The sequence below is a fragment of the Pseudoalteromonas sp. S1608 genome (assembly GCF_005887265.1).
GTDB classification, from domain to species: Bacteria; Pseudomonadota; Gammaproteobacteria; order Enterobacterales; family Alteromonadaceae; genus Pseudoalteromonas; species Pseudoalteromonas undina.
Genome location: NZ_PNDK01000025.1, coordinates 19911 through 32314, shown reverse-complemented (window position 1 = coordinate 32314; position 12404 = coordinate 19911). Strand labels below are relative to the sequence as shown.

Here is a 12404-nt window from a genome sequence, read left to right as displayed (position 1 = left end):
AAATTCTAAATGAATAGGAAATCACCATGACGTTAACTAAATCACTTTTAAGTGTCACTGTAGTTGCTGTATTACTTTCTGGCTGTGAAATGAATAACACAGGTAAAGGCGCCGCGATTGGTGCCGCAGCAGGAGGGATTTTAGGTAAGGCGACAGGTAACCACAAAGATAAACGTATTTTTATTGGTGCAGCTATTGGTGCGCTAGCGGGGGCAGCTGTAGGTGATTACATGGATAAACAAGAAGCTGCTTTTCGTGATGAACTAGCAGGTTCGGGAGTTGAAGTGGTACGTGAAGGTGATAACTTACGCTTAGTGATGCCCTCTAATATTACGTTTGCGACTGATCAATCTTATATTTCATCGGGCTTTCATGACACTCTAAATGCGATAGCAAGTGTAATGAATAAATACGAAAAAACCTACTTAAGTGTTGAAGGCCACACCGACAGCACGGGCAAAGATAGTTACAACATGACTCTTTCAAAGCAGCGTGCACAAAGCGTAAAAAATTACTTGGTAAACCAACAAATTATGGCTGCACGAGTAAGCACGAGCGGCTTTGGTGAATCACGTCCAATTGCCACTAACGATACCGCGAATGGTCGCGCGCAAAACCGCCGCGTCGAAATTCAAATAGTGCCTAATACACAAGGTTAATAGCTAAAACCGCGCAAATGCGTGGTTTTGCATATTTTAATGGCACTTTTGCCTGCGTTAGCTGTCACAAATAGTTCTTCGGTAAGGACATATTTATGGCAGCGTGGCGCACGGCAATTATTTTATCAATATGTTTACACGGATTAGTTTTGCTTTTTGTTGCCACATTAAAAGCACCTGACATAAAACCACCGCAATCAACCCCCATTAAAGCTTATATGGTAAGTGTGCCAGCTAAAATTAAAGCAACACAACAAGTCCCTCAACAACGCGCTCATACAAATAAACATACAGAAATTAAATCTATTGAGCCTATTAATGCAACCCAATCAAAACCACTAAATATTAATTATAAAAAAACAGAGAAAACGACTAAGCCGCTAAATACCACCACGGAAAATACTCAGCCTGTAATTTTAAAGCCTTATAAAAAGATCGATTTAAACAAAGGACTCAACAGTATTTTACAGCAACAAACTGGCTATTCTGATACTGCAAAGAGTGACCCTCAGAAAAAGCGTATTACAGTTTCAAAAGAGCATGCAGGCAAGGTAAAGTCACTATTAAAAATAGAGCAGCAAAATATGCAATTTACCACTTATCGACGAGGTGATAGCTGTTTTAGAAAGGTATCCGTTGGTGCAGGGGTTATGCCAAAAAATGACTTGCCCGAAAGTTACATAGCTGGTGTAAAGTGCGATAAAACTAAGCTAACTGAGGCTTACGATACCGCAATGAATAAATGGCTTAAAAAGAAGTAGCAACTAAAATGCAATCAATCTAAATTAAACTGTAATTCACATAGTTTTTGATACAAAGGGTTACTTGCCATTAATTGCTGATGAGTGCCTGTAGCTTTTATTTCGCCATTTTCCATTACTACAATCATATCGGCATGTTTTACCGTGGCCAGTCTATGGGCAATAATCAGCGTTGTTCTATTTTGCATTAAGTGTTCAAGTGCGGCCTGAACATGATGCTCGCTTTGCGCATCAAGCGCGCTGGTAGCCTCATCAAGTAGCAGTATCTCTGGGTCTTTTAAAATGGCGCGAGCAAGAACAATACGTTGCTTTTGCCCACCCGATAGCCTTACACCTTGCTCACCTAAGAAGCTGTTATAGCCTTGTGGTAACTGTTTTATAAATTCATCGGCATGGGCATGTTTAGCGGCTGCATAAACTTGCTCGTCACTGGCGCTTTGGTTGCCATAGCGAATGTTATGCATAACATCAGAGCTAAATAAAATCGGGTTTTGTGCCACCATCCCCATTTTGTTGCGTAAGGTGTTTAACGACAACTGTTTAATATTTATATTATGAAACTTAATCGCTCCGCTAGCAGGGTCATAAAAACGCTGTAACAGTTCAAACAAGGTGGTTTTACCGGCACCTGAAGGGCCAACAATAGCCACGGTTTTACCTGTTTCAATATTTAAGCTGATATTATTTAATGCGCTTACATCTGGGCGAGAAGGGTAATTAAAACTAATACCTTCAAGTGAAATTGCACTGTTACTTGTTGTTGCATGTAACTGATCATCTTGTGGAATTTCAGGATTTTGTATTTTACTTTTAACGGCGAGCAGTTCAAGCAGTCGGGCAGCTGCCCCTGCGGCACGTTGTAGTTCACCATAAACCTCAGCAACGGTTGCTACCGACATGGCCACCATAATGGCATAAAACACAAAAGCACCGAGTTCACCGCCCGTCATAGTGCCTGCGAGCACATCACTACCGCCTACCCAGAGCATGGCACTAATAGCACTAAAGGTAAGAAAAATAACTGCTGCAATTAAAAACGAGCGCTGTTTAATGCGGCTTTTGGCAACATTGAAGGCCTTTTCGGTTTCATTAGCAAAAGCAGATTGCTCTTGCTGCTCATGGCTATAACTCTGTACCACTTTTATGTTTTGAATGATCTCACCCGCGTAGGTGCTGATATCTGCAATCGCATCTTGGCTAGAACTTGCAAGTTTGCGTACCTTTTTACCAAAAACTAACATAGGCACCAGTACTAAAGGGACGCAGGCCACGACGACTAAGGTAAGCTTTAAATTAGTAACAAGTAGCATAATTAAACCACCGACTAACATTAGCGCGCTTCGCAGCGCCATAGAAAATGATGAGCCGATAATAGATTGTAATAAGGTAGTGTCGGTGGTGAGTCGCGACATCAGCTCGCCGCTGCGATTTTCTTCAAAGTAACTCGGATGCAAGGTAACAATACGATTGAATACAGCTTTTCTAATGTCATTACTGACTCGCTCGCCAATCCACGACATTAAATAAAATCGGCTGAATGTACCCACTGCCAATAAACTGATCAAGCCAATTAATACCAAAACAGCTTGTTGTAATTGCGCTTGCGAGCCGGCAATAAAGCCATGATCAATCACAAACTTAACGCCTTGACCTAGCGATAAATTAACCCCTGCGGTGGCAAGTAATGCTACTAGAGCCCCTAAAACCACCCATTTATAAGGCTTAATAAAATTGAATATAGGGAATAAAGCGCTAAAGGCGGCTTTATCTGAAGCAGGCTTGTCTGTAGGCATAGTAGATTCTTATTGATGATTAAGGTATAGATATGGCATCAATAGATTAAAAATCAATAGTATTAAAAATCATCAATAGGGAAAAATTATGACAACTAAACAGATAACAGGCGAGTTTACCGTTACTTTAGCGCCTATAGAAGGGTATGCACATGGACAGCAAGGCGTTAATTTAGGTCGGATGTCGATTGATAAACAATTTACTGGCAGCTTAACGGCAACTAGCCAAGGCGAAATGCTTAGCGCCATGACTCCCACCCAAGGCAGCGCTGGTTATGTTGCAATAGAGCAAGTGATAGGCGAGCTTGAGGGCAAGAAAGGCAGTTTTGTACTGCAGCATTTTGGTACTATGGACAAAGGCCAAGACAGCTTAATTTTAAAAGTGGTGCCCGACTCAGGCACTGATGAGCTCGCAGGATTAACAGGCAGTATGGCGATACGCATAGAGCAAGGTATTCACCATTATGATTTTAAATACAGTCTATAAAGCAGGTATTTATAATGCAAAAAGTAATCGAATTCAGAAAGGCCCGTTTTTTGGGTGGGGTAGATATAGTCGCACTAAATGATCGCATACTGGAATTAAACCAAGATGGCTGGAAAGTAATAAACGCAGTGCCATTGACAGGCTTTTATGGGCAAGTGCATGGTTATGCATTACTTATTGAAAATGAAGAAATATAAGGGTTACTAATGGCGTTATCATTATGGTTGAGCTTAGCACTGGTGTGCATGATGGGGGCGATGTCTCCCGGGCCCAGTTTAGCTGTGGTATTAAAACATAGCTTAAGCGGTGGCATGAAAAATGGCATGCTGGCAGCGTTAAGTCATGGTTTTGGAGTGGGCTTATATGCCGCAGCTTCACTGTTGGGATTAGGTGCATTGATGTTGCAATTTCCTACTGTGTACCAATTTTTAGTGTATTTAGGGGCAGCCTATTTAGCATATTTAGGTTTGAAAATACTATTTTCAAAGCCCAACGACAGCGAGCTAAACATTCAGCAAAGCGACATGAGCAGCTCTAAGGCGTTACAAGATGGCTTTGCCATTGCATTTTTAAACCCCAAACTAGCAATTTTCTTTTTGGCGTTATTTTCACAATTTATCGACCCAGAGAACCTTACTTTAAATATTGGCGTTATTATGTGCTTAACGGTTTTTGTGATAGATACAGGCTGGTATTTATTGGTGGCTTTACTTACTGAGGTGTCTAAAAAGCGCTTTGGTTTTACTAAGCAAAATATCTGGTTAGATAGGCTGTTAGGTGCGGTATTTATCGCGCTTGCGATTAAAGTAGTTATTGGATTTTAACTATCAAATTGATTGAATTGCGTACAGTTGGTAATTAATGTAACTTAAAAAAACTATAATTTAAAAGTGATAAAACGATGTCTAATATAATTTTAAAAAGTGCTACTTTTGATAACAAAGTCAAACAGTACTGGATGTGTTTAGCTGCAATATTTAGCCTTTTTCCAGTTGTAACTATTGTGCTTTTACCCGTTGTATTACTTTTAGTGTGGTTAGTCGCAAGTCGAGTATTAGCCGCTATGTCGGCCGATTTACTAGAGCGCAAGCTAGTGGTGAAGCGCGGTATTTTATTTAAAGAAGAAAAATCGATTCCACTAGAAAAAATCACTGATGTCGGGTTGAGTCAGGGGCCGCTAATGCGCATGTTTGGTCTATACCGGTTAAGTTTTGAAACAGCAGGGCAGTCGGGACATGGTGCGTTGGTATCGTTACTTGGGGTAGTTGATGCCAGTGAATTTCGTGAAGCCATTTTGACTCAAAAAGATAACCTCACGGCAGAACAACCCGTTCAAGTAAAACAAGACGAGCCACAAAGCCAAGTCGAACTTATTCGCTCGCTGGCCTACAGTGTAAAAAATATCGAGCAAATGTTAGTTACTTTATTGGATGAGAAAAAGTAACCAACAGCTCTCTTTGAAAACAGGTTATTTTTATTAAACCAATCTAAAGAAGTTATGAGCCTTAGATTGGTTTTTTCATGTCTGCAGTAATTTACCCTTGTATTATAGGCTGACCTGCTAGCATACGTAATTCTTTACTGCGCTCGGCTTGCATTTCATAAGAGGTAGTTTTGATGCTACTTACGTAATTCCACTTAGCGCTTGCTTGTTCTTGAGTGAAGGTCACGGTTAAGTAACCTCTATCGACTAAGTTGTTATAGATAAGATCATTAACCAATAATGGGATTACTTGCTCCATTTGTGCCGTAACTTCAGGGCCCTGTGTATTTAGTGCTAAGTATTTTTCAAGACCTGGCGAAGACACTGAAGAGGTGGCAAACTCAACTCCCGCATTTTGTGATGCGGCTATTGGATTGCTCGCATCAGTTTTTAATTGCCCAGCCCAACCATTGTGAGTATCGCCGGCTAACACTACTAAGTTTTTTTGTGCAGCAATAGCTGTACCAAGCAGTACCTCACGCTCATAGGCGTAGCCGTCCCAGGCATCTAAATTGTAAGGTGCGGTGGTATCAACACGCGCACGTTCTGCATCAGTTACTGTTGGATCACCGGCTAGAATGCGGCCTTTAATTTGTGCCAGCTCAGCAAATAATGCTGATGCTTGAGCAAGCAGGGCACCAGTGTCAGCACCATTTGCTTGGCTTACCTGCAGGCTCACTAAAAGCTGTAGCACTTCAAACGGCAAGTGCATCTTGGTCATTAACACTTGTTGGCCAAGTACTTGCCATTTTGAACTTGAGGTTGTCATACCATCGGTGAGCCAGGTTAGTTGTTCACTACCCAGTAATGCGCGTGTGGGTGAACTAACAGCACTAACAAAATCGCTTTGTCCTTGTGCGCTGGTTAAATCAAAATCACCGTAGCTTAATTGTTCATCACGCGCGAGCACACGGGTATCTAGCATGTATAGCGACACTAAATTACCAAATTCAAAACGACGATAAATACGTTCTTTATCAGCTACATTACGTAAAGGCATCCATTCAAAGTAGGCTTGTAGGGCATGTAGTTTACGTTCGCTAAATTCACTTTCACCGTCATTATGGTTTTCTGCACCTTCACGCCAAGTATCATTAGTAACCTCATGGTCGTCCCATATTGTTATAAAGGCGCAATTACTGTGAGCTGCTTGTAAATTGCTATCGGTGCGGTAGTGGGCATAGCGTTTACGATAGTCAGTTAAGCTAATAATTTCATTGCTGTTATCTTCAGGTAGTAAACGACCTAAGCTACTTGCGTCTTCAGTAGCGTAGCCATTATTTCCATATTCGTATATGTAATCGCCTAAATGGAGTACCGCATCTAAGTCAGGTTGCTTTGCTATTTCACCATAAACATGAAAAAAGCCAGCAGGATAATTGGCGCACGACACAACTGCCAGCTTTACTTTATCAATATTGCCTGTTGGTAATGTTTTACCTGAGCCAATAGGGGAGGTTTTGCCGTTAGAAATAAAGCGGTAGTAGTAATTGGTATTAGCGTCTAGACCTTGTAAGTCCACTTTAAGGGTAAAGTCTGTGGCTGCACTTATATAAGCTTCGCCATCGTGACTAATCGCACTAAAGTTTTCGTCTGTCGCGGCTTGCCATTGCACTTTAATGCTGCTGGTAGCTGGATCTTTTGGTGTTACACGAGTCCATAAAATTAGGCTATCTGCTAGCGGATCGCCACTGGCAACGCCATGATCAAAGCTAATCTCAATGAAATCATCATCGTCGTCAAACCGACAACCTGTTAACCCTAATGATATAACAGCAACACCAAATCCTGCCGCCGAGGCCTTTAAAAAACTTCTTCGTGTAAACGTCATTACTCTGTACCGTTAATTCAAAAGTACGAGCTTATCCGACCAGTATGACTTTTATATGAAGTTGTGATGCCAGTTATATTAAAATACTTGGCAAATTTGCTCAGCTTTACAAGTAATAACTGTGACGTTTTCGTAGCCCACTCGGGTCAGCGCTTCAGCACTTAATGTTGCACGCGCGCCACTAGCGCAATGTAAGTAAATAGGACGGGCTGCGTCTTTTTCTATTTCCATAAGTTTCATTTCAAGTAACCCGCGTGGAATGTTAATTGCGCCAGTAGCTGCTTTGGTGGCATGTTCAGCGGGTTCACGCACATCAATCAGTAAGCCTTTATTTTGCTCAAGTTCTTTCTTTGCTTGTTCGGCATCAATACGGCGCTGATTAGGGGTAATAATTTTTAGTAAATCTGGAATAGGGGTTAGCATGGTGTTTATTCCTTAAAGCCAAGTTTGCGTAATAGAGTGATCATTGGGCACCAGCTAGTAAAAGCTGATTGAATTAAGTTTACTGCGATAAAAGCTGTAAAGTAAATCCACTTAGGATCATGATAAGTTTGTAATAAGAGCGACACAATAATCATTATGCCAGCGATTAATCTGAGTGCATTGTTTAGTTTCATTATAGTAGGCCAGTTATTTAGTTCAGTACAGCCACTATATTAGATATATCTATATTAGTAAAATCTAATATTAGACTTTTCTAATCTAACGTCCTATACTCAGGCTCTATTTTAGAATAAGAGCATAATATGAATATTGACTTTACTGCCATGGCCGGCAATGTAGAACAAGCTGAGCAGTTATTAAAAATTTTAGCCAATAAAAATCGCTTAATGATTTTATGTTCTTTGCAAGATTCCGAAATGAGCGTATCACAGCTTAATGAAGCCGTGCCATTAGCGCAGTCTGCGTTATCTCAGCACCTAGCAGCGCTACGTAAAGCAAACATTGTGGCTACGCGCCGCGAGAGCCAAACCATTTATTATCGTGTCATTGATGAAAATGCGGTCGTTTTGCTTGGTACCTTGTATGGGTTATTTTGTAAGGGCTAAGTGCAATGAGCTTAATAGACAATGCGGTAAAAAGTAGTTTAAGTGGTCGCATTCCGATTGTTATTTTTGTGATGTCTTTGTTACTTGGGGTATTTGCACTAAATCAAACACCTCGAGAAGAAGAGCCGCAAATTACTGTGCCCATGCTCGATATTTATGTATCAGCACCTAACGTTGAGGCGCCTGAAGTCACTAGGTTAGTAACACAACCGCTCGAGAAGTTACTGGCTCAGCTGGTGGAAGTTGAGCATATTTACTCAACCACACAAACTAACAGTACAGTGGTTACGCTGCGTTTTGAAGTAGGGCACAACCGCGAACAAGCTATTTTAGATACCTATGCAAAATTAAATAGTTATCAGCATACAATGGCATCGGTGATCGAAAGTTGGCAAATTCGTCCAATAGAAGTAGATGACGTGCCTATTGTGATGTTAGGCCTCTACAGTAAAGACCCGCAACTCTATGGTGATTATGAACTAACTCGTTTTGCTAACGAAATTGCTAATAGTTTACAACGCATTGAGCATACCAGTGAAGTTAAAGTAATTTCGGGGCGTACGCGTACTCTTATCATCAATTTAAATGCCAGCGCACTGGCTGCCCATCAAACCACGGTAAACGATGTTTTTTACGCATTAAATGTATCAAACCAACTCACCCAAGTAGGGAGTGTGGTTGATAATCAGCAGCAAATTGCAATTCAGGCAGGTGATGTACTAAGAACACAATCAGCGGTAGAGCAATTAGTTGTTAATGTGGTTAATGGTAAAAGTGTTTACTTGATGGACATTGCAACAGTCAGCGATGGCCCTAGTGAAACTGAGCATTACCAATGGTTAGCGCAATCTACTGATCAGCAGCAGCTGCCTATGGTTACTTTAAGCGTAGCCAAGCAAACAGGGACTAATGCGGTTGCTGTTGCAAATGATGTTCATACCACGATGAATGAACTTGCAAATACCTTACTGCCACCAGAAGTTAGCTATACAGTACTTAGAGATTATGGCCAAACTGCGAATGAAAAAGTAAATAACCTCACATCAAGTTTAGTGTTTGCAGTGTTTACTGTGGTGATATTTGTTGGCGTGTTTTTAGGTTGGCGTCCTGCCGTAGTGGTTGGGCTGGCGGTTCCTATTTGTTATGGCATTACACTCTCATTAGATTTTGCATTTGGTTACACCATTAATCGGGTGACCTTATTTGCGCTTATTTTATCATTAGGCTTACTGGTAGACGACCCTATCACGGGGATTGATAATATTAGTCGCTTTATAAATAATAAAGGCGATAAAAAACAACATGTTGTTGGCGCAATGAGCGAAATTCGAAATGCCTTGCTTATGTCTACACTCACCATTATGGTGGCGTTTATTCCACTGGCGTTTATTACCGGAATGATGGGGCCATACATGGCACCCATGGCGTTTAACGTGCCCATTAGTGTCATGGTGTCTACTTTGGTAGCTTTTTTTGTCACTCCTTGGCTGGCAATGAAATTGCTTAAACCAAACACCTTAGAACAACCTGATCTTGAACCTAAAGCGGGTTTATACCAAAGACTACTCAGTCCATTACTTGCCTCAAAAGGGCGAGCTAAATGGGTGCTATGGATAACGTTAGGATTGTTTATTATCAGCGCCATGTTACCCGTGATGCGCTTGGTGCCATTAAAGCTCCTGCCTTTTGATAATAAAAATGAGCTGCAAGTACTTATAGATATGCCAGAGGGTACTAGTCTAGAGAGCACGGCTGCATTTACTAAGCAGATTCAAACCCTCACATGGCAGTTAAATGAAGTAAGTGAAATAGCCGCATATATTGGGCAGCCCTCCAGTATGGATTTTAATGGCATGGTGCGTGGTTATTATCGCCGTGAAGCCGCTAACTTAGCAGAGCTCAGAGTATTGCTGGTGGATAAATCAGCACGAGATCATCAATCGCATGGTGTGGTTATGCGGCTACGCGAACAACTTGCTCCTTTAGCAAAAAATGGCATTGTTATCAAAGTGGTCGAGGTACCACCTGGGCCACCGGTATTGAGCACTTTAGTTGCTGAAGTGTATCGTGACCCCTTTGTTGATAAGCATACCCACAGGCAGGCAGCTCAAAATGTTGTTGCACGTTTACGCCAAGAGCCTCATGTTGTTGAGGTTGATACCTCTTTGGTTGCTTCTGCGCCATTACAGCGTTTTATTACGGATAAGACCAAAGCAGCGCTCAGTGCTGTTGCTACCCAAAATATTGCACAAACACTCAGTATTGCTTCGCAGGGGCAACAGGTTGGTGTGTTGTATGTAAGCAATGAAACTCAGCCGATTCCAATACAATTACAATTGCCTTATAGCGAACGTAATCAGCTTTCACAATTACTTGCGCTGCAAGTAAGAGGGGATAGGGACTTAGCTAAAACCAGTAATGAGTTAGGTATAACAAGTGCACCAAGGCCTTTAGTATCGCTTTCAGAGCTGGGAGAGTTTAAACCATTAAACGTGGCCGACACACTAATGCGTAAAGATCAGCGTGACGTTATTTATGTGATGGCGGAACTAAATGGACGCACGCCTGCAGAGATTATTGCGGATGTAAATGCCGATTTAAACGTAAGTGATCATGGGTTTGAAAAAAGCGTATGGTTAACACGGCACTTTTTTAATAATGGCGGAACCGCGCCATGGCAATTACCGCAAGGAACTGATGTTAACTTTAGTGGTGAAGGTGAGTGGCGTATCACCATTGATGTGTTCAGGGATATGGGCATTGCTTTTGCCTTTGCGCTCAGTGCTATATTTATTATTTTACGCATTCAAACTCAATCTGTTAGTTTGTCGCTGATTATTATGTCGGCCATTCCATTAACTGTGATTGGTATTATGCCTGGGTTTTGGTTACTCAATCAATTTGGTGAACGCACCATAGCGGGGGCTCCTGAGCCGGTATTATTTACCGCTACTGCGATGATAGGCATGATTGCCTTAGCAGGTATTGTCGTTCGTAACTCACTTATTTTAGTCGAATTTATTAACCAAGCACGAACTCAGGGGATGGCAATAAAAGAGGCACTTATTGCTGCAGGGGCGGTACGAATGCGCCCAGTATTATTAACCGCCGGAACTACTTTGTTAGGTAACTTAGTGATCACACTTGATCCAGTATTTAGCGGATTAGCCATAGCAATTATTTTTGGCATCGTGGCGTCTACCGTATTTTCGTTATTTGTTGTACCGCTTGTTTATTATTTAGTGTTTACAAACCCAGAGGAAGAAGCACATGCAGGGTAAATCAAAAGTTTTAGGCGCAATCAGTGCATTGGTTGTAGTTATTGTAGCAGTGCTATACATGGCCGGTAGCTTTAGTGATAAACAACCTGCAGGGTTAAAAGAGATGCCAGTTACTCAATATCAAGGTGAGGTGGTCACTGTTGAGCTGCAAACTATTTCGCGAACAGAGCATGTACCGGGGAGTGTAATTGCGAAACAAAACACCCAAATTTCGTCAAATGTAATGGCACAAGTAAAGCAATTCAAAGTACGTGCCGGTGATAAAGTTAATCAAGGTGACTTATTGATCACCCTTAAGCAAGATGACTTTAAAGCGATGCTGGCACAAAGTGAGGCAAATATTAATGCGGTGCAAGCCTCATTAAACCAAGCTAAAAAGCAACTTATTAGAGTAACTGAGTTACAGGCAAAAGGGTTAGTACCAGTGAGTGAGCTTGATGATGCTAAAGCAAAATTTGATAACTTAACTGCCAACTTAGCTGGAGCAAAGCAGCAGCAAACCCAGGCGCAAGTATCACTTAACTACACGCAAATTAAAGCCCCTATATCTGGTGTCGTTGTTGAGCGTTTAGCTGAACCTGGCGATACAGCTACACCTGGCATACCGTTGTTAACGCTTTACAATCCAAAGCAACTTCAACTTGCCTTTAATGTACGAGAGCAACAAGCAGTAAGGCTTAAATTAGGCGATCGTTTAAACGTGAGTTTACCTTCGCTCGATATGACAACAGCTGCCAATATCAGTGAAATTATACCTGTTGTTGATAACGCTGCACGTAGCTTACTTATACGACTAGAAATTGAACCACAGCCAGGGATGATCCCTGGGTTATATGCACAATTGCATTTACCGTTTGAAAGCACCCAAGGTGTACTGGTAAACCCTCGTTGGATCCATGATTTTGGACAGCTTAGTATGATGTATGTCATTAATGCAGACAAAATTGAGCGTCGTTTTGTACGCTTAGGTGAGCAGTTTGATAATCAGCAACATGTTATTACGGGCCTTAAGGCTGGCGATAAAATAGCAGTGGATTATCAACCAATAACTAAATAACCA

Annotated in this window: 13 protein-coding genes; 9 read left to right on the top strand and 4 right to left on the bottom strand. The window is 41.5% G+C overall.

Annotated elements, in window-relative coordinates:
- Positions 1-26 precede the first annotated feature (26 nt).
- Positions 27-659, top strand: a complete 633-nt coding sequence (locus CWB75_RS11500; protein WP_138570692.1) for a YiaD family glycine zipper/OmpA-like lipoprotein — start codon at positions 27-29, stop codon at positions 657-659.
- Between the two features lie 95 nt (positions 660-754).
- On the top strand, positions 755-1420 hold the full coding sequence (locus CWB75_RS11495; RefSeq protein ID WP_138570691.1) for a hypothetical protein: 666 nt from the start codon (positions 755-757) through the stop codon (positions 1418-1420).
- A gap of 14 nt (positions 1421-1434) precedes the next feature.
- Here CWB75_RS11495 and CWB75_RS11490 read toward each other — a convergent pair whose 3' ends face one another.
- Complete coding sequence (locus CWB75_RS11490; protein WP_075170794.1) at positions 1435-3213, bottom strand: ABC transporter transmembrane domain-containing protein; 1779 nt, start codon at positions 3211-3213, stop codon at positions 1435-1437.
- Between the two features lie 88 nt (positions 3214-3301).
- Here CWB75_RS11490 and CWB75_RS11485 point away from each other — a divergent pair, with 88 nt between their 5' ends.
- From CWB75_RS11485 to CWB75_RS11470, 4 genes are all read left to right on the top strand, one after another.
- Positions 3302-3700, top strand: a complete 399-nt coding sequence (locus CWB75_RS11485; protein WP_010392463.1) for a DUF3224 domain-containing protein — start codon at positions 3302-3304, stop codon at positions 3698-3700.
- Positions 3701-3714: 14 nt separating this feature from the next.
- A complete protein-coding gene (locus CWB75_RS11480) occupies positions 3715-3897 on the top strand; it encodes a hypothetical protein (protein WP_008467291.1) in 183 nt (60 codons plus the stop codon).
- Positions 3898-3906: 9 nt separating this feature from the next.
- A complete protein-coding gene (locus CWB75_RS11475; protein WP_055012716.1) occupies positions 3907-4524 on the top strand; it encodes a LysE family translocator in 618 nt (205 codons plus the stop codon).
- Positions 4525-4601: 77 nt separating this feature from the next.
- Positions 4602-5144: a PH domain-containing protein gene (locus CWB75_RS11470; RefSeq protein WP_138570690.1), complete on the top strand. Its 543-nt coding sequence runs from the start codon at positions 4602-4604 to the stop codon at positions 5142-5144.
- Between the two features lie 91 nt (positions 5145-5235).
- On the opposite strand, the gene CWB75_RS11465 is transcribed toward CWB75_RS11470, so the two are convergent.
- The 3 genes from CWB75_RS11465 to CWB75_RS11455 all read right to left on the bottom strand — a co-directional run bounded on the left by CWB75_RS11465 (position 5236) and on the right by CWB75_RS11455 (position 7631).
- Entirely contained in the window at positions 5236-7014 is a 1779-nt protein-coding gene (locus CWB75_RS11465; protein WP_138570689.1) for an alkaline phosphatase D family protein, read from the bottom strand.
- Positions 7015-7092: 78 nt separating this feature from the next.
- Complete coding sequence (locus CWB75_RS11460) at positions 7093-7437, bottom strand: rhodanese-like domain-containing protein (protein ID WP_138570688.1); 345 nt, start codon at positions 7435-7437, stop codon at positions 7093-7095.
- A gap of 5 nt (positions 7438-7442) precedes the next feature.
- Positions 7443-7631: a YgaP family membrane protein gene (locus CWB75_RS11455; protein WP_010392474.1), complete on the bottom strand. Its 189-nt coding sequence runs from the start codon at positions 7629-7631 to the stop codon at positions 7443-7445.
- Between the two features lie 129 nt (positions 7632-7760).
- On the opposite strand from CWB75_RS11455, the gene CWB75_RS11450 reads away from it, so the two are divergent.
- The 3 genes from CWB75_RS11450 to CWB75_RS11440 are packed head-to-tail and all read left to right on the top strand — an operon-like array spanning position 7761 to position 12401.
- Positions 7761-8063 carry an ArsR/SmtB family transcription factor gene (locus tag CWB75_RS11450; RefSeq protein WP_010392476.1) on the top strand — a complete coding sequence of 101 codons (303 nt, stop codon included), beginning with the start codon at positions 7761-7763 and terminating at the stop codon, positions 8061-8063.
- 5 nt (positions 8064-8068) lie between these two features.
- Positions 8069-11344, top strand: a complete 3276-nt coding sequence (locus CWB75_RS11445) for an efflux RND transporter permease subunit (protein ID WP_138570687.1) — start codon at positions 8069-8071, stop codon at positions 11342-11344.
- Positions 11334-12401, top strand: a complete 1068-nt coding sequence (locus CWB75_RS11440) for an efflux RND transporter periplasmic adaptor subunit (protein ID WP_138570686.1) — start codon at positions 11334-11336, stop codon at positions 12399-12401. Before CWB75_RS11445 ends, CWB75_RS11440 begins: the two co-directional genes overlap by 11 nt.
- Positions 12402-12404 lie beyond the last annotated feature (3 nt).